The following is a 22,447-nucleotide window of genomic DNA, read 5'->3' on the forward strand; positions in this document are numbered from 1 at the left end:
CGTCGGAGGGGTCATGGGGCAGGGGCGGGGTTGGGAAGGTGCGGTCCTCAGACTGCTGCGGGCCAAGGACTACGCGTGCACCGTCCTCGAGGCCGAGGACGTCACTCCGCACTACCGGCGACTGCGGCTGAGCGACGGCGGGCTGCTCGCCGCGACCGGCGTCCACCCCACGATGTGGGTCCGGCTCTGGTTCTCCGACGACGGCCGGCCGCACCAGCGCGCCTACACACTGGTCGACCCCGACCCGGCTTCCGGTACCTTCGGCCTGGAGTTCGCCCTGCACGAGGGCCGGGCCTCCGACTGGGCACGGGCCGCGCGGCCCGGCGACACCATCGAGGCGACCGTGCAGGGCACCGCCTTCCGGCACCCCGACCCCGCACCCTCGCACGTCGTCGCGATCGGCGACCCGGCCTCGCTGCCCGCCATCAACTCCCTGCTCGGCGCGCTGGGTTCGGCACCGGCGACCGTCTGGTTCGAGGGGGAACCGGCGGGTCTGCCCTGCCGGGCCGAGCCGGACCGGCACGAGATACGGCCGGTGCCGCGCCGGGACGCGGGCGCCCACCTGGTCGAACGCGTGCGCGCCGAGCTGCCCGCCGTCCTCGCCGGCACCCCGGACCCGTACGTCTGGATCGCCTGCGACGCAGCGACCACGCGGACGCTCACGGCATACGTCCGCAAGGAACTGGCGGTACCGAAGCACCGGGTGCAGGCACTGGGGTACTGGCGCGCGGACTGAACGGGCGACGCTGACCGGGGGGCAGGTGGAGTGGGCGGACGCGTGGAGTGGGCGAGCGAGCCGACTGAGCGCGGGGGTAGGGGGGAATCGACGGCATCGCGAAGTGGGCGGGCGCGCGGAGTGGCGGGCGAGCAGGCGGACTGAACGGGGGGCAGAGGGAGTGGGGCGCAGGCGGACTGAGCGGGTGCGCGGACCGAGCGGGTGCGTGGAGTGGGCGGGCGCGCGGCAGGAGCGGGTGCGCGGGATCATCGACGCATGGACGTCACCCTGCACCTCGCCCAGGACCCCGCGGCCGATGCGCTGCTCGGACGGTCCCCGCTCGCCGCGCTGACCGGGATGCTGCTCGACCAGCAGATCCCGATGGAGTGGGCGTTCAAGGGGCCCCGGACCATCGCGGACCGGCTCGGCGCGGAGGACCTGGACGCGCACGAGATCGCGGCGATGGATCCCGAGGCCTTCGCCGCGGTGCTCTCCGAGAAGCCCGCGGTGCATCGCTATCCCGGGTCGATGGCCAAGCGGATCCAGCAGCTGTGCCAGTACCTCGTCGAGCACTACGACGGAAACGCCGAGGGAGTCTGGCGGGGTGCCGGCAGCGGGGCCGAGCTGCTGCGGCGGCTGGAGGAACTGCCCGGGTTCGGCAAACAGAAGGCCCAGATCTTCCTGGCTCTGCTCGGCAAGCAGCTCGGCGTCGCGCCGGAGGGGTGGCGGGAGGCGGCCGGGGCGTACGGGGAGCCGAAGTCCTTCCGGTCCGTCGCCGACATCACCGGGCCGGAGTCACTGGCGAAGGTGCGGGCGCACAAGCAGGAGATGAAGGCGGCGGCGAAGGCGACGAAGAAGTAGGGGCCGGGGGTCGGATCACCCGCCGGTGCCCTGGGGGTGCCGTCGGCTGCAGCTCGGCCGGGCCGGTTTCGCTTGCCCGCGCTCGCGGGGTGCCGCTGCGCCCACCCGTGCCGCCCCGACGGCACGACTGCCCGCAGCGACGAGCGCCCGAAGGGGCGCGGGGAACTGCGCGACCAGCCACGACGCAACGGCACCGGCCCGACACCCGCACCCACACCCGTGCTCGCACCCGCACCGCAGCTCACCCGCACCCACCGACACAGCTGCACCGACACAGCTGCACCCACCGACACAGCTGCACCGACACAGCTGCACCCACCGACACAGCTGCACCGACACAGCTGCACCGACACAGCTGCACCCGGCGACTCGCACCTGACGCACTCGCACCCCAACGCGCCCGCGCCTGACACACCGCACCCATCGCGCCCGCGCCCGACACACCACACCCGTCGCGCCCACACCCGTCGCGCCCACAACTCAACGCACGCGCACCCACACCGGCACTCCACCGACACAGCTGCACCCGGCGACTCGCACCTGCCGCACTCGCACCCCACCCCGGCACCAAACCGCAGACGCCCAGCCCACCACCCGCTCGGCCCACCGCACCCGGCCCCCACCACCCGCTCGGCCCACCCCGCCTGGCTCCGCGCGTCCCGTCGGTCCAAGCATGGAGCATGAGCGAGGCACCCAGCGGCGGACCGGAGCGGGACCGTGCGTACGACGACCGGCGGGTTCATGAGACGGCGCCGCCCGGCGCCCGCACCTCGGCGGCTGCCCATGGGCACCCCGAACCCGAACCCGAACCCGCCTTCGAAGGCCCCCTGCACGCCCTGTCACGGGCCGCGTGGCAGGTGGTGCTGGTCACCGGGATCGGGTCCCTGGTGCTCGGTGTCCTGGTGCTGGTCTGGCCGGGGCCGTCCCTGTTCGCCGCCGGGGTGCTGTTCGGCCTCTATCTGCTGTACAGCGGGATTCTGCAGCTGGCGTCCGCGTTCGGTACGCACCGGGCGACCTCGCTGCGCGTGCTGGCCTTCATCAGCGGCGCCCTGTCGATCCTGCTCGGCCTGTTCTGCTTCCGCGGGCCCATGCAGTCGGTCCTGCTGCTCGCCCTGTGGATCGGCATCGGCTGGCTGATCCGCGGGATCACACAGACCCTGGCCGCCCTGCACGACTCCCGGATGCCCGCCCGGGGCTGGCAGATCTTCCTCGGCATCGTCACCTTCGTCGCCGGGATCGTGCTCATCGACTCGCCGTTCGAGTCGGTCGCCGTACTGACCCTGGTCGGCGGCATCTGGCTGATCGCGGTGGGGATCGTGGAGATCGTCACCGCGTTCCGCATGCGCGGCCGGGCCCGCCGTGTCCCGCAGACGGTGTGACCACCGTCAACCACACCGCTCGCGGGTACGCCGAGCGGGCGGATCTCGCGCCCGGCGTGCTGCCCCGGCCACCCGCCCCGGGCAGAGACGTGCCGTGAGCGGAAGCAGGAGCGCATCGTGGAGCCGTACCTGGCCACGGGCGCTCGTGCTGCTCCTCGCCCTGTGGGTGCCCGGCGCGCATGCGCAGGCCCAGGCGGCCCCGGCCCTGGCCGTGGCCGCCCAGAGCGCCGAGCACGACGCCCTCGACACCCTCCTGCGGCCACCCGGCGGCACCGTCCACCGGGCCGACGTACCCGAACGGCCGGCACCTCTCCCCGGCCCGGTGCCCGCCCGCCCGGCGTCCCGGCCGTGCCCCGCCACGCCGCGGGTGCCGTACACCGCGCCCCTGCTCCGCGCGGTGGTCCTGCGCTGCTGACGGACCTGTGTTCCGCGCAAGGTCAGCCGGCTCGACGCAAGGAGCAGTACAGCCATGCCCACAGATCCCTATGCCGTCCTGCGCGCCCTGCTGCGCGCGGAGGCCCGGCGCGCCGCGGCGCCCAAACCGGACCAGCGGACACCGCAACAGCAGCGGACGCCCGGGGAAGGCGACCGCTGATCCGTGGCCGGCGGGGGCGGGCTACCGCCTCCGCCGGGCAGTGCCGAACAGGGAGCGGGTGATCCCCGGGCGAGCTGAGTGCCGACCGAGCGGGCCAGGGACTTGAACATCCCGCTGCTCGCGACCTGTTCGACCAGCGACGGCTCCTCCTCCGCGGCCCTGGGCCCGGCCCTGTGTGCGGCAATGGGCCTCGCTGCCTCCGCCGGTTCCGGCGCCGGGGCGGCGCTGAGCCTCTCGTACGCCGATTCCCGGTCCACAGCCTGTGCATAACGGCCGTGGAGCGGAGAGTTGTGCACCGCCCGGCGTCCACCCCTAGTGACCGTGGCCCGCACGGGGATGCCGTGGCCGAGGCCGCCGAGCGCGAGGAACTCCGCCGGGAAACCGGCCGCGGTCCACTCCTGGCCCACCTCCGCGGCCCGTCCCCGCACCCGGTCGCCGGGCTGCCCGGGCCGCGCGATGCCGGACAGGTCACCCTTGATGTCCGCGGGGAACACCGGCACGCCCTGCGCCGACAGCTGCTCGGCGATCAGCTGGAGGGTCTTGGTCTTGCCGGTGCCGGTGGCCCCCGCCACCAGGCCGTGCCGGTTGAGCATCGGCAGCGGGACGCGGACCGGCGCACCGGCGTGGCACGCCCGCCCCACAGGAGCGCGCCGAGGTCGAGGGCGGGGCCGGTGAAGGCGTAACCGGAGGCGATTCTCTGCGCCTCCGCGGGCAGCGCCGTGCCCCCCTGAGGGCCTGCGGGCGGCACGGTATCGCTGTCATTCATCTCCGGCCCCGCTCCCGTAGTAGCCCGTATGACCGAATTGCTCCATCTTTTCAAGCGTTGCACTCGGCCGCCATGGCTGCGCCCGGAACGTCTTGACCGGTAGGCTTTCCGTGTGATCTTCAAGCGCATCGGAAACGGCCGGCCGTACCCCGACCACGGCCGGGAAAGCACCCGGCAGTGGGCGGACGTCGCGCCGCGCCCGGTCCGCCTCGATCAGCTCGTGACGACCAAGGGGCAGCTCGACCTGGAGACCCTGCTGGCCGAGGACTCGACGTTCTACGGCGACCTCTTCGCGCACGTCGTGAAGTGGCAGGGCGACCTGTACCTGGAGGACGGCCTGCACCGTGCGGTCCGCGCCGCGCTCCAGCAGCGTCAGGTGCTGCACGCACGCGTGCTCGAACTCGACTGACCCGGCGCGACACGGCCGTTGCCCTCGCGACACGGCCGTTGACCCTTTCGGGTTCCGCTGAGCGGCATCGACTGATCATCTGATAGGCATCGCCGCTCAGGCGCACTACGCTGCGCCCATGAGCATGCTGACTCCCCCCGGAATGGGCGGCCAGTACCGCATCACGGGGGACAGATACCCTCGGATGCGTCCGCCCCGGCGGCACGGCAGGCTCGTGGCCGCCCTGGTGGCGTCCGTCGCCGTGCTCGGGCTGGTCGGCTGGGGCACCCTGCAGCTCATCGATGTCTTCTCGGGCGGCGGCGGCAAGTCCAGGGCGTCCGGGTCCGGGACCGGCTGCACCCGGACGGCGGCAGCCCCCGCGGCCCAGGTGAAGTCCCTGCCCAAGCCCGGCCAGATCACCGTGAACGTCTACAACGCCACCGCGCGGACCGGCCTCGCCAAGGACACCGCGGACGAGCTGAAGAAGCGCGGCTTCAAGATCGGCGACGTGGGCAACGCGTCCAAGCAGTTCGACAAGAAGGTCAAGGGCACGGGCATACTCGTCGGCCCGCCCGCCGCCCAGGACACCTCCCTGCGGGTGCTCGGCACCCAGCTCGGCGGCACGGAACTGCGCGCCGACGGCCGCAAGGGAACCGACGTCGACCTCATCCTGGGGGACGGCTACAAGGGCCTGGCCAAGCAGCCGGCCGCCGACCGCGCCCTGACGGCCCTGACCGCACCGCAGCCGACGGCATCACCGAAGAAGAGCTGCTGAGCGGCGCCGCCCCCGAAGGGGCGCAGGGCTGTCTTCGACATGCGGCTCCGCCGCAGGGCCGCGGGCAACCACGGCGCACCCGCGAACGGCGGCCGGAGCCACGCCCCGGGCAGGCGCCGCAGCCCCGCCCAGCAGCCTCCGAACGGCTACTCGGCAGCCCCGTAGAGGCGATCCCCGGCGTCCCCGAGGCCCGGCACGATGTACCCCAGCTCGTTGAGGTGGTCGTCCACCGCCGCCGTGACGACCGTGACCGGCGTCCCCGCCAGCTCCCGCTCCATCACCTCGACGCCCTCCGGCGCGGCGAGCAGCACCACGGCGGTCACGTCGTCCGCGCCGCGCTTGATCAGCTCCTGGATCGCCGCGACCAGCGTGCCGCCCGTGGCCAGCATCGGGTCCAGGACGTACACCTGGCGGCCCGAGAGGTCCTCCGGCATGCGCGAGGCGTACGTGGAGGCCTGCAGCGTCTCCTCGTTGCGGATCATGCCCAGGAAGCCCACCTCGGCGGTCGGCAGCAGCCGGACCATGCCGTCCAGCATGCCCAGACCAGCGCGCAGGATCGGCACCACCAGCGGGCGGGGACGGGCCAGCTTGACGCCCGTGGTCCGCGCAACCGGCGTCTGGACGTCCACGGCCTCGGTCCGTACGTCCCGCGTGGCCTCGTAGGCGAGCAGGGTGACCAGTTCGTCGGCGAGCCGCCGGAAGGTCGCGGAGTCGGTGCGCTGGTCGCGCAGCGTGGTGAGCTTGTGGGCGACCAGAGGGTGGTCGACGACGTGGAGACGCATGCCCCTAACGGTACCTGCGCCACGGGCCCCCTACGTGCTGGCGTCAAACCGGCCGTCCGGGGGAAAGTGGGAGGGACGGACTGGGGTGGTGTGACGTGTCTGACCTGCCTGACCTGCCCGCGGACGCCTCCGGGCCCACCGGTGGCAAGACCGGCCCCGCAACGCCCGGACCGGAGAGATCCGCGGGCAGGGATCCCGAAAAGCCCGAGAGCGAAGCCGAGCGCCGGCGGCGCCGCGCCCAGTTCCTGCGCGATCTCGCCGAGGCGCGGGAGCTGCGTGCCCGGGTGCAGCCGCGGCGTGCGAAGGCGGCCCGGCTGCGCCATGCGATGCGGATGCGGACCTTCCGCTGGTAGTCCGGCGGGGCCGTCCGACGGGCGGAAGATCCATGCCCGCACCGGTGTTGGGGTGGCGGGCGTGCGTGACCGTCTGCAAAAGCCGCGTACGATCCGCAGGTGGCGGCAATGAGTGCGCTGGTGAGCCGATGACGCATCCACGCTCGAAACAGCCAGACACAGGGAGCCGAAGACGTCCCCTGAACGCCTTGTTTCTGCCACGATTCCGAGTGGGTGGGGCTCGGAGCCCAGGCTCTCTCCGCCCACGTACCTCCGCCGGGGGGACCCCCAACCGGCACGCCTAAGACCAGTGGGAGAGTCACGGTGTACTTCGCCGCACTGCTCGCGCGCACCGAAGACGGGTGGGAAGCGAGCGACACAGAGCTCGACGATGTGGAGACCCTGTCGGATCTGGCCGACCTGGCCCGGGAAGCCTCTCCCGACGAGGACACGGTGCTCGTCCTGATCGAGCAGGAGGACGCCTGGTTCGGCGTCGTCCGCGTGGACGGCGAGGAAGACCCTCGCATCTACGTCTCGGACGCCGCCGCCGCCCAGCGCAGCGCGTACGGGGAGCTGCTGCTCACCGACGAGCTGCTCGGCCGGGAGCCCGGCTCGGACGACGGCCCGGACCTGGACTCCCTGGACCTCGACGGCACCGAGGACGGTGAGCCCGACGAGGACGAGGACGAGGAGGGTGCCGCCGACGCGGTGCCGCACAGCCCGGTGGGCGACAGCGAGATCCTGGACGACCTGGGCATCGGCGAGAAGGAGCTGCGCGCTCTGGACGCCGAGGACGCGCTGAGCACGATCGCCGAGGCCCTGGGCGCCTCGGAGGTGCTGGAGACCGTCCGCTGACCACGCCACAGGACCCGCTGGGCACCCCGGACCCGATACGCGACCGCTGGCGGGCCGCGATGCGGCTCGCCCTGGACGAGGCCGAGCTGGCCGTCCGGGGCGGGGACGTCCCCGTCGGCGCCGTCGTGCTGGCCCAGGACGGTACGACGGTGCTCGGAGCCGGGCACAACGAGCGCGAGGCCACCGGTGATCCCACGGCCCATGCTGAGGTCCTCGCGATCCGCAGGGCCGCGGCCAGGCTCGGTGAGTGGCGGCTGACCGGCTGCACGCTCGTCGTCACCCTGGAGCCGTGCACGATGTGCGCGGGCGCGCTCGTCCAGTCCCGGGTGGACCGGGTGGTCTACGGCGCCCGGGACGAGAAGGCGGGCGCGGCCGGCTCCCTGTGGGACGTGGTGCGCGACCGTCGGCTCAACCACCGCCCGGAAGTCATCGAGGGCGTTCTCGCGGCGGAGTGCGCCCGTCTGCTTACGGAGTTCTTCCGGGACCGCTGACGGGGACCCGCGCGAGCGGTCCCGGATATCGATTTCGAGGCACGCCCCACTGTGCTGTAGGGTCTCCCTCGGTAGCGTGTCCGAGCGGCCGAAGGAGCTCGCCTCGAAAGCGAGTGTGGCGCAAGTCACCGAGGGTTCAAATCCCTCCGCTACCGCAGATAGAAGGGGCGCCCGGTTCATCGAACCGGGCGCCCCTTCGGCTTTCGTCTCCGTTTCCGTCTCACCCACCCCCGTCCGCAACCGTCCACAGCGGTTCACGCGTCAGCTGTGAGTACGGGAACGAACGAGGCCGAACGGCGCTGGATCATGTTCTGACCAGCACGAACAGACCTCCCTCTGGTACAACGAACGGCCTCCGGCGGGCTGTTGGCCGGGGCTGCGGGCCCGGAGGTTACACTCGCGGCCGGCAGCAGAGGCCCTCGGGCCACAGGCACAGGGGAGGCCGTGATGGCGGTGAACGCCAAGAAGATCGCCGTGTACGTGCTCGTGGTCTTCGCGTTGTACGTGATCATCACGGACCCGGCCAAGGCGGCCGACTACGTACAGATAGGCTTCGAGGGCATATCGGACGCGGCCAAGGCCGTGGGCGACTTCATGACCTGGGTCGCCGACGGAGGAAAGAGCTGAGGTACACCGCATGATCCGTCACCTGGTCCTCTTCAAGCTCAACGAGGGCGTCGAGCGCGACGATCCGCGGGTCGTGGCGGGCGTGGAGGCCTTCCGGGCGCTCGGCGGCCAGATCGAGGAGCTGCACTTCTGGGAGTGCGCCTGGAACATCAGCGACCGCCCGATCGCGTACGACTTCGCGATCAACTCGGCCGTCGAGGACACCGACGCCCTCAAGCGCTACCTGGAGCACCCGGCCCACCAGGCGGGTGTCGCGTTGTGGCGCGAGTTCGCCACCTGGGTGATCGCCGACTACGAGTTCTGACCCCCGCACCCGGGGAGCCCCCCGCCGGATCCGGCGGGGGGCTTTCGCGCGTTCTACGCCCCAACTTGTAAGCGTTTGACGACAACACGGCGTTATACGGTGCTTGCACACAGTGCACATGTCTTGTGATGCTATGACCGCTTTTGACGGATGATTGACCGATGAAGAGGTGGCGTTGACCGTGTCGGCCAGTACTGCGCCGCCCCAGGAAGAGGCGCCCACTCCGGACCCGCCTGCCCCCGAGAAACGGCGTGGCGCGGACACGCGTGCCCTGACCCAGGTCCTCTTCGCCGAGCTGAAGCAGCTCACCCCCGGCACCCCGGAGCACGACCGGGTGCGGGGAGCGCTGATCGAGGCGAACCTCCCGCTCGTGCGCTACGCCGCCGCCCGCTTCCGTTCCCGCAACGAGCCGATGGAGGACGTCATCCAGGTCGGCACCATCGGCCTGATCAACGCCATCGACCGCTTCGACCCCGACCGGGGGGTGCAGTTCCCGACCTTCGCGATGCCGACCGTGGTCGGCGAGATCAAGCGGTACTTCCGGGACAACGTCCGCACGGTCCACGTCCCGCGCCGGCTGCACGAACTGTGGGTGCAGGTCAACAGCGCGACCGAGGACCTGACCACGCTCTACGGCCGCTCACCCTCCACCGCCGAGATCGCCGACCGGCTCCGGATCAGCGAGGACGAGGTACTCAGCTGCATCGAAGCGGGACGCTCGTACCACGCGACCTCGCTGGAGGCCGCGCAGGAGGGCGACGGGCTGCCCGGCCTGCTGGACCGGATCGGCTACGAGGACCCGGCCCTGGACGGCGTGGAACACCGCGATCTGGTCCGCCACCTTCTCGTCCAACTCCCCGAGCGGGAACAGCGGATCCTGCTCCTGCGGTACTACAGCAACCTCACCCAGTCTCAGATCAGCGCGGAACTCGGCGTCTCCCAGATGCATGTCTCGCGCCTCCTCGCCCGTAGCTTCCAGCGGCTGCGTTCCGCAAATCGGATCGACGCATAGCGGGTGCCGGACCGTTGCACATCGGGCGTTCGGCTGATGCATAGCGGGCGCACGGAAGCACAGCTCGAACGGGACTGCATCGCAAACCCGATCGATCGGTAACCGGCGCGAGCGAATCGCTCACCAGGGCGGATGCCGACAGTTGCGGCCCGAAATACCGTCAGACCCCTTCTTTCCAGGGCGGATTCGGATCTTGCATGTCGACATGTCGCTACAGCGTGTTGCCGACATGTGACATTCTGCGGGAAGCGCGTTTGCCGAGGCTCCGGCTCCGGTATTCAGGTGAAGGCTGCGTTGCCCGGAAGAGAACGCCGCCGCGACCGTCCCGCGACCCAAAGGGGGTGGCATGTCCGCAGAACAGGGCAGCTCGAAGGTGCTGACGCCCACGAACAGCGAGGCAGCGCCCAAGGAGCTCGACGCTCTCGACGTCCTCGACGGCTTCGAGGGTGTCACGGCCCTCGAAGCCGTGCCGTCCCCGCCCGCCGGCCCGGCCGCGGAAGCTGTCCCGGCCCTGCCGGCCACGGCGAACCTCGACACCCGCACCTTGTCCCGGTCTCTGTTCCTGCGCCTCGCCGCGCTGGACGAGGACAGCCCCGAGCGGGTGTACGTGCGGGACACCCTGATCGAACTGAACCTGCCGCTGGTGCGGTACGCGGCAGCGCGCTTCCGCTCCCGCAACGAGCCGATGGAGGACATCGTCCAGGTCGGCACCATCGGCCTGATCAAGGCGATCGACCGGTTCGACTGCGAACGGGGCGTGGAATTCCCGACCTTCGCGATGCCGACGGTCGTGGGTGAGATCAAGCGCTTCTTCCGCGACACCTCGTGGTCGGTGCGCGTGCCGCGCCGGCTGCAGGAGCTGCGGCTGGCCCTCACCAAGGCCAGCGACGAGCTGTCCCAGAAGCTGGACCGCTCCCCCACGGTGACGGAACTGGCCGCGGTGCTCGGCGTCTCCGAGGAGGACGTGGTCGACGGCCTCGCGGTCGGCAACGCCTACACCGCCTCCTCGCTCGACTCGCCGGCCCCCGAGGACGACGGCGGCGAGGGCTCCCTGGCCGACCGGCTCGGCTACGAGGACGCGGCCCTGGAAGGCGTGGAGTACCGCGAGTCCCTGAAACCCCTGCTGGCCAAACTCCCGCCCCGGGAACGGCGGATCATCATGCTGCGCTTCTTCGCCAACATGACCCAGTCGCAGATCGGCGAGGAGGTCGGCATCTCCCAGATGCACGTCTCCCGGCTGCTCACCCGGACCCTGGCCCAGCTCAGGGACGGCCTCATCGCGGACTGAGGGCCCGAGCCCCGACGAGGGGCGCGGGAGCCTGCGCGATCAGCTCCCGCGATGTGGCAGCCGCCGGACGGACGTGGCACGTCGCAAGGCGCAGGGGCCCCGGTGCACGAGGCTTCTCATATGACGCAGCGTCAGGCAGCATGACCTGATGCTGCACACCGGAACGGTTCGCACGTCGGCACGGACGCGTGGCCGCCGAACCGCCGTCACGGCGGCGTCGGCGGCCGTCGTCGTTCTGGGCGGGGTGCTGGCCGCCTGCGGGGGCTCCGGCCCGGGCGGCGGTTACACCGCGGTCGGCGCGGGACCGGGCGGTCCGACGGCCGTGGCGCCGACGGGATCGGTCACGCTGGTGCCGCTGGACGGGCCGAAGGGTCACGGAACGGGCGGAGAAGCCGTGCACGGCCGGCCGCGCACGGCCAACTCGAACCCTGCTCCCAGTGGTTCAGCCGGCACTGCGCGCCCCCCGGCCGCCACGCCGACGCCCCACCACACCCCTACAGGGCACGGCAGGGCCCCGGTCCCCGGCACACCGGAGCCGGGCGGCGGCCAGGAGGGCCGTACGACACCGCCGGCCGGCTCGCCGAGCCCAACTGCCGTACCGGGCACGCCCGCTGCACCCGCCGACCTCTCCTGGGGCGCACCGGCGACCGAGGCCGCCGACAAGCGCTGGTGCCAGGAGGTGACCGTCGGATTCCGCAACTCCGGCGGTACGGAGGTGCGTTCGGGCGAGGTGACGTTCGGGACGCACATCATCGGCGCGCTCGGCATCGACTGGGGGACGGTCGAGTCGGCCGTGGGGCTGCCGGTGCCGATCGGGCCGGGTGCACGGAAGGAACCGACCTGGACGGTGTGCGTCGACGCCTGGCGCGTGCCGTTGGGCATGCACATCGAGACGCGGGACGTGTCCGTCCGCTGGGAGTAGGTCCTACTTCAGCGCCAGCCAGGCGACGCCGGCCACGACGGCGAGCGCCACGACGACACCGACGATGAGACCGATCCGGGAGCCGGAGGAAGAGGAGGCCGCCTGCTGCCGGCTCCCCTGAGGAGCCTCGTCCACGAACGCGCGGAACATCTGGGTGCTGCCGGCGGGGTCGTAGTTGCCCTGGGGGCCCTGGGTGTTAGCCATGCCCCGAGACCTTAGCGAAGACGGGCCGGGGCACCCAAGTGGGGGGCCACGGGGACAGACGGGGGCACCCCACCCGCAGCCACCTGGCCATTTACGGTTGCAATACTTGCCTTTGCCAAGTTTTTGCGTCACCCCACCCCGATTTGTTTGCCTGCAGCAACCAAACACGCCTATGGTTGCCCCAAGCAACGAATACGGGAGGTGTGATGGCCGAGCAGGCGCAGTTCGAGGAGCTGGCGCGTCAGCTCAGTGCCGTCGGGGCCGTGAAACGGGACCTGGGGCGGATCCTGCCGCACGAGTGTCCGGCAGGCTCCGCGGCCGTGCTGACCCTGCTCGGCCGCCACGGGGACATGCGCATGAGCAAGCTCGCCGAGCTGCTCTCCGTGGACATGTCGGTGACCAGCCGGCACGTCGCGCACGTCGCCGCACGCGGCTGGATCGAGCGGCTCCCGGACCCCGCGGACAAGCGCTCACGCATCCTGCGCCTGACGCCCGAGGGCCTGGAGCAGCTCGAGGAGCTGTCCCGGCGGACCACGCACCTGCTCGCCGAGCGGCTGGCCGACTGGACCGACGAGGAGGTCGGCCAGCTGATCCGGCTGATGACGCGCCTGCGCGCGTCCTTCGGCGACTGCCGGTCCGCCCCGCTCCGGCTGCCCGCTCCCGTAGTCGAAGAGACCACCCGTACACCCGCAAGCACGTAAGAGAAGGAAGCCCATGGCAACGACCACACCAGCCGGTGTGCGGGCTCACGCCAAACACGGGGGAGGCGCAGGTCACGCCCCGATGACGCACCGGCAGATCATGGAGGCCCTGTCCGGCCTGCTGCTCGGCATGTTCGTGGCGATCCTGTCGTCCACGATCGTCTCCAACGCCCTGCCGGAGATCATCGGTGACCTCGGCGGCGGTCAGTCCGCCTACACCTGGGTGGTCACCGCCGCCCTGCTGTCGATGACCGCGGCCACTCCCCTGTGGGGCAAGCTCGCCGACCTGTACAGCAAGAAGGCGCTCGTCCAGATAGCCCTCGTCATCTACGTGGTCGCCTCGATGGCGGCCGGCCTGTCGCAGAACCCCGGCATGCTCATCACCTTCCGGGTGTTCCAGGGCATCGGCGTCGGCGGTCTGTCCGCCCTGGCGCAGATCGTCATGGCGGCGATGATCTCCCCGCGTGAGCGCGGCCGTTACTCCGGCTACCTGGGCGCCACCTTCGCCGTCGCCACCGTCGGCGGCCCGCTGCTCGGCGGTGTCATCACCGACACCTCCTGGCTGGGCTGGCGCTGGTGCTTCTACGTCGGTGTCCCGTTCGCGATCATCGCCCTGTTCGTGCTGCAGAAGACGCTGCACCTGCCCGTGGTCAAGCGGGAGGTCAAGGTCGACTGGGGCGGCGCGTTCTTCATCTCGGCCGCCGTCTCGCTGCTGCTGGTCTGGGTCACCTTCGCCGGTGACAAGTACGACTGGCTGTCCTGGCAGACCTACGCGATGGTCGGCGGTGCGATCGTCCTCGGCGGGCTGTTCGTGCTCGTCGAGTCCAGGGCGAGCGAGCCGATCATCCCGCTGCGCCTGTTCAAGAACCGCACGATCACGCTGGCCTCGCTGGCCTCGCTGTTCGTCGGTGTCGCGATGTTCTCGGGCACCGTGTTCTTCAGCCAGTACTTCCAGCTCGCCCGTGACGAGTCCCCGACGATGTCCGGCGTTCTCACGATCCCGATGATCGGCGGTCTGTTCGTCTCCTCCACCGTCTCCGGTCAGCTCATCACCCGTACCGGCCGCTGGAAGGCATGGCTGGTCGGCGGGGGCCTGCTGGTGACGGCCGGTCTGGGAATGCTCGGCAGCCTCCGCTACGACACCGACTACTGGAAGATGGCCATCTGGATGGCCCTGCTGGGTCTCGGCATCGGCATGATGATGCAGAACCTGGTCCTCGCCACGCAGAACCAGGTGGCGCCGTCCGACCTCGGCTCCGCCAGCTCCACGGTCACCTTCTTCCGCTCCCTCGGTGGTGCGGTCGGCGTCTCCGCCCTCGGTGCGGTGATGTCCCGCCGGATCACGCACTACGTCGAGGACGGCGTCTCCACGCTGAGCCCGAAGTACCAGAAGGCCCTGGCCGGCGGCTCCGGCTCCACCGACAGCATCCCGGACATGGACGCGCTCCCGAAGCCCATCCGGACTCTGCTGGAGAGCGCCTACGGCCACGGCATCGCCGACGTCTTCATGATCGCGGGTGCCCTCGCGGCCATCGCCTTCCTGATCACGCTGTTCATCAAGGAGGTCCCGCTGAAGACCAAGGGTGCGCTGGCCCAGGCCGCCGAGGGCAGCACCCCTGCCGGGACCCCGGCCGAGCAGCAGGCCGCCGTCGCGGCGGCCACCGCTGAGGCTCCGGCCCGGCAGCAGGTGCCCGGGTGGGCCGGCCCGGTGGCCGACGAGGACGGCACCGCGGCGACCGCGAGCACGCAGCTCACCTCCGTCGCCACCGTCGCCGGGCCCGGTGCGGCCGGCGGCACCCCGGTGCACGGCTTCGTCCGCGGCGCCGAGAGCGCCCCGGTCCCGCAGGCCGCGGTCACGCTGATCTCGCTGTCCGGCCGCCAGCTCGGCCGATCGGTCGCCCAGGCCGACGGTTCCTACGCGCTGGCCGCCCCCGGCACCGGGTCGTACGTCCTGATCGCCGCCGCCGACGGCTACCAGCCGCAGGCCTCCACCGTCGTGGTGGGCGAGGAACCGCTGTCGTACGACATCCTGCTCAGCGGCACCAGCGGGCTGACCGGTGTGGTCCGGGCCGCGGGGAGCGCGCTGCCGGTCAAGGACGCGATGGTGATCGTCACCGATGTGCGCGGTGACCTGCTGGCCACCGCCGCCACCGGCGAGCAGGGCGACTTCGCCCTCGTCGACCTGGTGCCGGGCACGGTGACCGTCGCGGTCAACGCGAACGGGTTCCGGCCGCGCGCCCTGCCGGTCGAGGTCGGCGTCACCGGCGTCACCCGGATCGAGGTCGACCTGGACGCCGGCGCCCGGCTCCAGGGTGTGGTCCGCGCCCCGCACGGTCCGCTGGCCGACGCCCGGGTGACCCTGGTCGACCACGCGGGCAACGTGGTCGGCACGGCCACCACCGGTGTGGACGGGGCGTACGCCTTCACCGACCTGAACGGCGGCGAGTACACCGTCATCGCGACCGGCTACCCGCCGGTGGCCACCGCACTGACCGTCGTCGGCCCCGGAGTGGACGGCCACGACATCGAACTCGCCCACCCCGGCGAGTAGTCACACCCCGGCCCGTGGCGGTGCGCACCCTGAGCGGAGGGCGCGCCCGCCGCGGGCCGGTCTCATACGACCAGTTTTTGAGCTTTTCCAGGGAGAGAACGGGATGGGACTGACCGCGAGGATCCGTACGCGGGACGGGTGGGCCGTGTCGCACGCGGTCGTCACGGTGACCGACATGACCGGTACGCAGGTGCTGCGGGCCGAGACGGACACCGAAGGGGCCGTACGGGACACCACCGAGCTGGCGCCGGGCGCGTACACCGTGATCGTGACCGCCGTCGGATACGCGCCCGCCGCGTCCAGCGCGATCGTCACCGCGAGCGGCCGGGCCGAGGTCGGCACGGTGACTCTGGCCCGGCAGGGCGGCACCGAACTGCCGCCGCCCGGCCCCTGGACCATCGACCCGGCGCACTCCTCCGTCGCGGCGGTCGCCCAGCACCTGGGGATCTCCAGCGTGCACGGCCGGTTCACGGAGTTCGGCGGCGCGATCGAGATCGCACCGGACGACGTCACCAAGTCCCGGGTGGCGGCGGTGATCCGCGCGGCCTCCGTCGACACGGGCAATGCCATGCGTGACACCCACCTGAAGTCCGCGGACTTCCTCGACGTCGAGCGGCACCCCGAGATCACCTACCGCTCGACGGGCGTGACGGCCGCGGGTTCGGACCGCTGGACGGTGCACGGCGAGCTGTCCCTGCACGGGGTCGTACGCCCCGTCGACCTGGACCTCGCCTACCTGGGCACCGGCGCGGACCCGTGGGGCGGCACCCGCGCCGCGTTCCGCGCGACCGCCGAACTGCAGCGTGAGGACTTCGCCATGAACTACAACCAGGTCCTCCAGGCGGGCATCGCCGCCATCGGCACGACGCTGAAGGTGGAGCTGGACATCCAGGCGGTGCAGGGCGACTCGCTGCCCATGGCCTGACACCCGGTCGGTGTCCTCAGCAGGGTCAGGACGGCCGGCCCGCTTCGCCCTAGGGTGCAGGCATGGCACCGAACATCGCTACCAACACCCGTGTATCGCTGGACGAGCTGCTGGACTTCGTACGGCCCCGGCACCGTGCCCTGCTGATCACCCGGCGGGCCGACGGCTCCCCGCAGGCATCGCCGCTGACCTGCGGGGTGGACGACTCGGGACGGATCGTCGTCTCCACCTACCCCGAGCGGGCCAAGACCCGCAACGCCAGGCGTGACCCCCGGGTCGCCCTGATCGTCCTCAGCGACGACTGGAACGGGCCCTGGGTCCAGATCGACGGCACCGCCGAGGTCATCGACGCACCCGGCTCCGTGGAACCACTGGTCGAGTACTACCGCAACATCGCCGGCGAGCACGCCGACTGGGACGAGTACCGGGAGGCGATGGTCAAGCAGGGCAAGTCGATCATCCGGGTGACACCCCAACGCTGGGGGCCGGTGGCCACGGGCGGCTTCCCGGCACGGCCCGCGGCCGACGAACAGTAGTCGGCCGCGGGCGACAGCCACGGGAGACAGGCACCAGGCATCAGGAAGCCCGGGCATCAGGCAGCCTCGGGCGACGGGCAGCGGTCTGCCGTCACCGCGACCAGGAGTCAGCCGCGGCCGGCGACCAAAAGCCGGCCACAGCCGGCCACGGCCGGCGGCCAGGGTCAGCCGCGGGCCACCATCGCCTCGATGCCCGCAACCAGCAGGTCCAGGGCGAAGGTGAAGTCACGGTCCATCATCTCGGCCACCGTGTCGCCGCCGCGGGCCGCCATGAGGTTCTTGGACTCCTCCATGACCTCGGCGGTCCCCGGCACCTCGGCCACCACCGTCATGGCCTGCTCGAAGTACTCGTCGGGGCTCAGCCCGGTGTCCGCGATCCGGCCGAGGAAGTGCCCCTCGATCGTCCCGTAGCCGTACACGAACTGGAAGACGGCCGCGATCGCCCCGGTCACCCCGTGGACGGGCAGCCCCGCCCGGCGGATGACCTGCTGGACCACGCGGGAGAAGGCGACCGAGTTCGGGCCGATGTTGAGGTAGCGCCCGGCCAGCGGTGACAGCCAGGGGTGGCGGACCAGTAGCCCCCGGTAGGCGGTGGCCAGCGCCCGCAACTGCTCGCGCCAGTCCTCGTCCGCGTTCTCCGGATCGGGCAGCCGCAGCTCGGCGTAGGTCGCGTCCAGGGCGAGTTCGAGCAGGTCGTCCTTGGTGTCGACGTACCAGTACAGGGACATCGCGGTGACGTTCAGCTCGGCGGCCAGCCGCCGCATGGAGAACTTCGCCAGCCCCTCGGCGTCCAGCAGCCGCACGGACACCTCGGTGATCCGCTCACGGTCCAGCCCGGACGGCTGCCCGCTGCGCCCGCTCCGCCGGTCCTTCCTCTCCAGCCACACACTGGCCCGCGCCGACCGACCTGCCTGCTTCGTCACCGGCGGCCCTTCCTCGATTCCGATCACTGCTCAAGATGCTAGGGCTGCGGCCGGCCCGAGGGGCGCGGGCCGTGTCGATGTACGGCTGCCGCCACGTGAGCGCGACCAACCCGGAACGCACCCGCAGCCGCCCGACCGCCCGACCGCCCATCCGCAGCCGCAGCCGCAGCCGCAGCCGCAGCCGCACAACGACTACCCATCCCCCCGAGTCCTCAGGCGGACACCCGCTCGGCCCGCCGGAGAAGTCCCGCTGCCAGCAGCCCACCCAGCAGCACGGCGACGGCCCCGACCAGCTGCCCCGCGCCCAGACCGGAGGACAACGACTTCCCCGAGGCCACGGAAGAGCTGAGCACAGCACCGAGCACGGCGACACCGAGCCCGTTCCCGAACTCGGCCGACGTTCCGTTGATCCCGGCCCCCACCCCGGCCTTCTCCGGAGGAATCGCGCTCATGATGGCGTGTGCCATCGCCGGGTTCGCGACAGCGCACCCGCCACCGATCAGCAGCAGCCCGAGCAGCGTCCCCGCATAACCACCGGAGTCCACCTCCGCGATGCACACCAGGCCCCCGGCCATCAGCACCATGCCCAGCGCGATCGACACCGGTGTGCCCAGCCGCGCCGACCACTTCGCCGGCAGTCCGCTGAAGTTGAGCACCACCACCGTGAGCGCCAGCGGAGCGGTCCGCAGACCGGCCTCCAGCGGCTCGTAGCCGAGCACGAACTGGAGGTGCTGGGTCAGCAGGAACAGCGCGCCGCCCATGCCGAAGGCGCGGCTCTTGGATGATCCAGCGCTGGGGATGACCGTGGGGGCAGACATGCCGTACACCGTATAGCGGTCGCTATACGGTGTACAACGCGGTTTCCCGGTCGGCCCGGCCGCCTCAGCGGGTCGCCTCAGCCGGCCCTCAACCACCGGCCCGCCCTCACAACCGGTCCTCGGGCGGCCGTCTCAGCCGCTCGTCCTCTGCGTGAGGTCGTAGAAGGTGGCCGAACCGACCGTCACCTTCTTGAAGTTGCTCTGGACCCACGAGCTGATCTGCGAGGCGGTGCCGCTGTTGCCGCCGCCCCCGCCGAAGCCACCGCCGAAGCCACCGCCGGCGATGAAGTAGTGGATCCTCCCCTCGTCCGCGTACTTCTTGAACCGGGCCAATGTCGGGGACGGGTCGGTGCCGTTGAAGCCGCCGATCGCCATCACCGGGTCCCCCGTGGCGAGTTGGTAACCGGCCGCGTTCTGGCTGCCGATGGAGGCGGCGACCCAGGTGTACCGCGAGGCGTTCTTCTCCAGCAGCTTCCTGGCCTCGGTGGAGACGCTCGCGCCGGTCAGCAGACCGCCGGCGCCACGGCCGCCGCCCATGCCGCCCTCGCCCGTCCGGCCGCCACCGGGGAAGCCGTTGTCGTTCTGCGGACCTGGCTGCCCCGGCTGCCCCTGCTGTCCTGGCTGCCCCTGCTGTCCTGGCTGTACCGGGGCGTTCCCGTTCCCGTTCCCGTTCTGCTGGTTCCGGCCCGGCATGCCGCCGCCGATGCCGCCACCACCGGGGAAGCCGTTGCCGGGGCCGCCCTGCTGACCCTGCCGGCCCGGTCCTGCGGGCATCCCGGCGACGCCGCCGCGCATGCCGTCACCGCCGCCGGGGCCGCCCATCGTGCTCGCACCCACCGGGCCGGCCGTGACGATCGAGCCGGTGTGGCCCTCCTGCAGGGTGCTCAGGGTGTATGCCGCCGGTCCGGCCAGCGCGGCCACCAGACCCACCGCCGCCGCCCAGAGAGCCGCAGGCCGGGAGATCCGCCCGGTGAGGACGAGACCGAACGCGGCGGCCGCCCCGCCGGCCAGGACCAGCCACTTCAGCCAGGGCACATAGCCGGACGTGCGGTCGAGCAGGACGTACCCCCACCCCGCCGCCGCGACGACGGACGCGGCGAGTGCGACCGACGCCCACGACTCCCGCCGCCTCTCCCACAGCAGCCCGGCGCCCATGCCGGTCACGGCCGCGAGGTAGGGGGCGAGGGCCACGGTGTAGTACTGGTGGAAGATGCCGGCCATGTAGCTGAAGACCGCCATGGTCATGAGCAGCGAGCCGCCCCAGACCAGGAACGACGCCCGGGTGACGGACGTCCGGCGCAGCTTCCGGGTGGCCACGAGCCCCGCGGCCAGCAGGATCAGCGCGGACGGCAGCAGCCAGGAGATCTGGCCGCCGATCTCGGAGTCGAACATCCGGTCCCAGCCGGTCTCGCCCCACCGGCCGGAGCCGTTCCCGCCGCCACCGGCGCCCACGCTGCCGGTCTCGTCGCCGTTGAGCCGGCCCAGGCCGTTGTAGCCGAAGGTCAGCTCCAGGAAGCTGTTGTTCTGCGAACCGCCGATGTACGGCCGGCTGGAGGCCGGCCACAGCTCGACGACCGCGACCCACCAGCCGCCCGAGACGACCAGCGCCAGCGTCGCCGCGGCCAGCTGCCCGAAGCGCTTCTTCAACGGCACCGGCGCGCACACCGCGTACACGACCGCAAGCGGCGGCAGGACGAGGAACGCCTGCAGGGTCTTGGTGAGGAACGCGAAGCCGATCGCGACACCGGCCCACACCAGCCGGCCGGTACGGCCGTCCTCCACGGCCCGGACGACGAAGTAGCAGGCCACCGCCATCAGCAGGGCCAGCATGGCGTCCGGGTTGTTGAACCGGAACATCAGCGCCGCGACAGGGGTGAGCGCGAGCACCGCACCCGCGATCAGACCGGCCGCCGGGCTGAACCGGCGGCGCACGGCGGCGTACACGACGGCGACGGTCGCCACGCCCATCAGCACCTCGGGCACCAGCATCGCCCACGAGCCGAGACCGAAGACCCGGACCGACAGCTCCATCGGCCACAGCGAGGCCGGGGGCTTGTCCACGGTGATGGCGTTGCCGGCGTCCAGCGAACCGAAGAAGAACGCCTTCCACGATGTGCTGCCCGCCTGGACGGCCGCCGAGTAGAAGGAGTTGGCGTAGCCGGAGGAGCTGAGGTTGCAGAGGTAGAGCAGGAGGGTGGCGGCCAGCAGACCGAGGAAGGCCGGGCGGACCCAGCGGGGGTCCTCGGGACGGCCTCGCCACAGTCTGCGCACGAACGGTTGCCGGGGCTCGCCGGCCCCGGGTCGCAGTGGTGGCGCGGTGGGCTGCGGCCTCCCGGCGGCCGTGCCGCTTCGCTGGGCGGCCGGCAGGTCGTGGTGCGTGGTCATCGGGCATCCCCCGGATCGGTGTCGTGAGGGCGCACCGGCTGCAGTCGCATGGTCGTGTCGCTCCGGCTGCCGTCCGGGTCCGGGAAGACCCAGGCACGGAAGAGCAGGAACCGCAGCACGGTCGCCGCGAGGTTGGCGGCGATGAGCACCGCCAGCTCGGTGGAGTGCGCAGGGCTGTCGGTGGCCGCGTTCAGGGCGGCGAGCGAGCCGCTGGTCAGGGTCAGGCCGATACAGAAGACGACCAGGCCCTGCGCCTGGTGCCGCACCGCGCCGCTGCGGCCGCGCACCCCGAAGGTGAGGCGTCGGTTGGCGGCCGTGTTGGCCATGGCCGACACCAGCAGCGCGAGGGCGTTGGCGAACTGCGACCCGGTGACCTGCCGGAAAAGGCTGTACAGCAGCAGATAGCAGAGGGTGGACAGCGCGCCGACCGCGCAGAAGCCGACCAGCTGGCGGGCCAGGCCCCCCGGCACGCCGGTCAGATCGCGGTCGCGCGGGTCGTCGCCGAAGGGCCGGGTCAACCGGTCCAGCGGCAGCGAACCGGTGGCCAGGGCCTTGCCGACCCGCCACACACCCCTCAGGTCGTCGGTGGCCGTCTCCACGATGTGCACGGTGGAGTCGGGGTCGTCGACCCAGTCGACCGGCACCTCGTGGATGCGCAGGCCGGCCCGCTCGGCGAGCACCAGCATCTCGGTGTCGAAGAACCAGCCGGTGTCCTGCACCAGCGGCAGCAGCACCTGCGCCACGTCCCGCCGTATCGCCTTGAAGCCGCACTGCGCGTCCGAGAAGCGGGCCTGGAGCGAACCGCGCAGGATCAAGTTGTAGGCCCGGCTGATGAACTCCCGCTTGGGGCCGCGCACCACCCGGGAGGAGCGGGCCAGCCGGGAGCCGATCGCCAGGTCGGAGTGACCGGAGATCAGCGGCGCCACCAGCGGCAGCAGGGCGTTGAGGTCGGTGGACAGGTCGACGTCCATGTAGGCGAGGACCGGGGCGTCCGACCCCGACCACACGGTCCGCAAGGCCCGGCCCCGCCCCTTCAGCTCCAGGCGGAAGCCGGCGACCTCGGGAAGCTCCGCCGCCAGCCGCGCCGCCACCAGCGGGGTGGCGTCCGTGGACGCGTTGTCGGCGATCGTGATGCGGAACGCGTACGGGAAGGTACGTGTGAGGTGCGCGTGCAGTCTGCGGACGCACGGCTGGAGGTCTTTCTCCTCGTTGTAGACGGGGATGACCACGTCCAGGACAGGCGATCCGGCGTCTGCGGCCGGGAGGTGCTCCCGCGCCGGCAAGGTGCCGGGAGAAGAGTCGGTTCGCATGG

At 71.7% G+C, this 22,447-nt stretch carries 23 protein-coding genes, 1 tRNA gene and 2 pseudogenes; 19 read left to right on the forward strand and 7 right to left on the reverse strand.

Annotated features, from left to right (window positions below):
* Positions 1-13 precede the first annotated feature (13 nt).
* The 4 genes from ACZ4SF_RS36005 to ACZ4SF_RS36020 all read left to right on the forward strand — a co-directional run bounded on the left by ACZ4SF_RS36005 (position 14) and on the right by ACZ4SF_RS36020 (position 3,370).
* Positions 14-736, forward strand: coding sequence for a siderophore-interacting protein (locus ACZ4SF_RS36005; protein WP_468392908.1), 723 nt, complete (start codon positions 14-16; stop codon positions 734-736).
* A gap of 255 nt (positions 737-991) precedes the next feature.
* Entirely contained in the window at positions 992-1,576 is a 585-nt protein-coding gene (locus ACZ4SF_RS36010; RefSeq protein ID WP_468392910.1) for an HhH-GPD-type base excision DNA repair protein, read from the forward strand.
* Between the two features lie 680 nt (positions 1,577-2,256).
* Complete coding sequence (locus ACZ4SF_RS36015) at positions 2,257-2,955, forward strand: HdeD family acid-resistance protein (RefSeq protein WP_468392912.1); 699 nt, start codon at positions 2,257-2,259, stop codon at positions 2,953-2,955.
* Between the two features lie 94 nt (positions 2,956-3,049).
* Positions 3,050-3,370 carry a hypothetical protein gene (locus ACZ4SF_RS36020; RefSeq protein ID WP_468392914.1) on the forward strand — a complete coding sequence of 107 codons (321 nt, stop codon included), beginning with the start codon at positions 3,050-3,052 and terminating at the stop codon, positions 3,368-3,370.
* A 485-nt stretch (positions 3,371-3,855) separates the two neighbouring features.
* Here the strand turns inward: ACZ4SF_RS36020 and ACZ4SF_RS36025 are convergent.
* Positions 3,856-4,316 (reverse strand): annotated as a pseudogene (locus tag ACZ4SF_RS36025) (helicase HerA-like domain-containing protein); the annotation flags it as partial.
* 112 nt (positions 4,317-4,428) lie between these two features.
* Between ACZ4SF_RS36025 and ACZ4SF_RS36030 the strand changes: the two are divergent.
* Both ACZ4SF_RS36030 and ACZ4SF_RS36035 read left to right on the forward strand, forming a co-directional pair.
* Complete coding sequence (locus ACZ4SF_RS36030; RefSeq protein ID WP_003999914.1) at positions 4,429-4,725, forward strand: type II toxin-antitoxin system VapB family antitoxin; 297 nt, start codon at positions 4,429-4,431, stop codon at positions 4,723-4,725.
* A 118-nt stretch (positions 4,726-4,843) separates the two neighbouring features.
* Positions 4,844-5,479 carry a LytR C-terminal domain-containing protein gene (locus tag ACZ4SF_RS36035; protein WP_468392916.1) on the forward strand — a complete coding sequence of 212 codons (636 nt, stop codon included), beginning with the start codon at positions 4,844-4,846 and terminating at the stop codon, positions 5,477-5,479.
* A gap of 146 nt (positions 5,480-5,625) precedes the next feature.
* On the opposite strand, the gene upp is transcribed toward ACZ4SF_RS36035, so the two are convergent.
* The gene (gene upp / locus ACZ4SF_RS36040) at positions 5,626-6,261 is read right to left on the reverse strand and encodes a uracil phosphoribosyltransferase (RefSeq protein WP_468392918.1); all 636 of its coding nucleotides are present in this window, start codon (positions 6,259-6,261) and stop codon (positions 5,626-5,628) included.
* 113 nt (positions 6,262-6,374) lie between these two features.
* On the opposite strand from upp, the gene ACZ4SF_RS36045 reads away from it, so the two are divergent.
* The 9 genes from ACZ4SF_RS36045 (at position 6,375) to ACZ4SF_RS36085 (ending at position 12,092) form a co-directional block, all read left to right on the forward strand.
* A complete protein-coding gene (locus ACZ4SF_RS36045; RefSeq protein ID WP_468392964.1) occupies positions 6,375-6,614 on the forward strand; it encodes a hypothetical protein in 240 nt (79 codons plus the stop codon).
* A 303-nt stretch (positions 6,615-6,917) separates the two neighbouring features.
* Complete coding sequence (locus tag ACZ4SF_RS36050) at positions 6,918-7,448, forward strand: tRNA adenosine deaminase-associated protein (protein ID WP_468392920.1); 531 nt, start codon at positions 6,918-6,920, stop codon at positions 7,446-7,448.
* 59 nt (positions 7,449-7,507) lie between these two features.
* Positions 7,508-7,939, forward strand: coding sequence for a tRNA adenosine(34) deaminase TadA (gene tadA, locus ACZ4SF_RS36055; RefSeq protein ID WP_468392922.1), 432 nt, complete (start codon positions 7,508-7,510; stop codon positions 7,937-7,939).
* A 70-nt stretch (positions 7,940-8,009) separates the two neighbouring features.
* A tRNA-Ser gene (locus ACZ4SF_RS36060) sits at positions 8,010-8,094 on the forward strand.
* Positions 8,095-8,386: 292 nt separating this feature from the next.
* Complete coding sequence (locus ACZ4SF_RS36065; RefSeq protein ID WP_059249927.1) at positions 8,387-8,566, forward strand: hypothetical protein; 180 nt, start codon at positions 8,387-8,389, stop codon at positions 8,564-8,566.
* Positions 8,567-8,576: 10 nt separating this feature from the next.
* On the forward strand, positions 8,577-8,870 hold the full coding sequence (locus ACZ4SF_RS36070) for a Dabb family protein (protein WP_468392924.1): 294 nt from the start codon (positions 8,577-8,579) through the stop codon (positions 8,868-8,870).
* A gap of 175 nt (positions 8,871-9,045) precedes the next feature.
* Positions 9,046-9,882, forward strand: coding sequence for an RNA polymerase sigma factor SigF (locus tag ACZ4SF_RS36075; protein ID WP_468392965.1), 837 nt, complete (start codon positions 9,046-9,048; stop codon positions 9,880-9,882).
* A 346-nt stretch (positions 9,883-10,228) separates the two neighbouring features.
* Complete coding sequence (locus tag ACZ4SF_RS36080) at positions 10,229-11,170, forward strand: RNA polymerase sigma factor SigF (protein WP_468392926.1); 942 nt, start codon at positions 10,229-10,231, stop codon at positions 11,168-11,170.
* Positions 11,171-11,318: 148 nt separating this feature from the next.
* Positions 11,319-12,092, forward strand: a complete 774-nt coding sequence (locus ACZ4SF_RS36085) for a hypothetical protein (protein ID WP_468392928.1) — start codon at positions 11,319-11,321, stop codon at positions 12,090-12,092.
* 3 nt (positions 12,093-12,095) lie between these two features.
* Here ACZ4SF_RS36085 and ACZ4SF_RS36090 read toward each other — a convergent pair whose 3' ends face one another.
* Positions 12,096-12,296: a hypothetical protein gene (locus tag ACZ4SF_RS36090; protein WP_468392930.1), complete on the reverse strand. Its 201-nt coding sequence runs from the start codon at positions 12,294-12,296 to the stop codon at positions 12,096-12,098.
* Positions 12,297-12,502: 206 nt separating this feature from the next.
* Here ACZ4SF_RS36090 and ACZ4SF_RS36095 point away from each other — a divergent pair, with 206 nt between their 5' ends.
* From ACZ4SF_RS36095 to ACZ4SF_RS36110, 4 genes are all read left to right on the forward strand, one after another.
* On the forward strand, positions 12,503-12,997 hold the full coding sequence (locus tag ACZ4SF_RS36095) for a MarR family winged helix-turn-helix transcriptional regulator (RefSeq protein ID WP_468392932.1): 495 nt from the start codon (positions 12,503-12,505) through the stop codon (positions 12,995-12,997).
* Between the two features lie 82 nt (positions 12,998-13,079).
* Positions 13,080-15,548, forward strand: coding sequence for an MFS transporter (locus ACZ4SF_RS36100; protein ID WP_468392934.1), 2,469 nt, complete (start codon positions 13,080-13,082; stop codon positions 15,546-15,548).
* A gap of 103 nt (positions 15,549-15,651) precedes the next feature.
* Positions 15,652-16,473: a YceI family protein gene (locus tag ACZ4SF_RS36105; RefSeq protein ID WP_468392936.1), complete on the forward strand. Its 822-nt coding sequence runs from the start codon at positions 15,652-15,654 to the stop codon at positions 16,471-16,473.
* A 62-nt stretch (positions 16,474-16,535) separates the two neighbouring features.
* A complete protein-coding gene (locus tag ACZ4SF_RS36110; RefSeq protein WP_468392938.1) occupies positions 16,536-17,009 on the forward strand; it encodes a PPOX class F420-dependent oxidoreductase in 474 nt (157 codons plus the stop codon).
* A 164-nt stretch (positions 17,010-17,173) separates the two neighbouring features.
* On the opposite strand, the gene ACZ4SF_RS36115 is transcribed toward ACZ4SF_RS36110, so the two are convergent.
* From ACZ4SF_RS36115 to ACZ4SF_RS36130, 4 genes and pseudogenes are all read right to left on the reverse strand, one after another.
* On the reverse strand, positions 17,174-17,956 hold the full coding sequence (locus ACZ4SF_RS36115; protein WP_468392967.1) for a TetR/AcrR family transcriptional regulator: 783 nt from the start codon (positions 17,954-17,956) through the stop codon (positions 17,174-17,176).
* 188 nt (positions 17,957-18,144) lie between these two features.
* Positions 18,145-18,699 (reverse strand): annotated as a pseudogene (locus ACZ4SF_RS36120) (MFS transporter); the annotation flags it as partial.
* 183 nt (positions 18,700-18,882) lie between these two features.
* Positions 18,883-21,135: an ArnT family glycosyltransferase gene (locus tag ACZ4SF_RS36125; protein WP_468392940.1), complete on the reverse strand. Its 2,253-nt coding sequence runs from the start codon at positions 21,133-21,135 to the stop codon at positions 18,883-18,885.
* The gene (locus tag ACZ4SF_RS36130) at positions 21,132-22,445 is read right to left on the reverse strand and encodes a bifunctional glycosyltransferase family 2/GtrA family protein (RefSeq protein WP_468392942.1); all 1,314 of its coding nucleotides are present in this window, start codon (positions 22,443-22,445) and stop codon (positions 21,132-21,134) included. Before ACZ4SF_RS36130 ends, ACZ4SF_RS36125 begins: the two co-directional genes overlap by 4 nt.
* Positions 22,446-22,447: the final 2 nt, after the last annotated feature.

This window comes from Streptomyces sp. NPDC027663 (assembly GCF_055566415.1).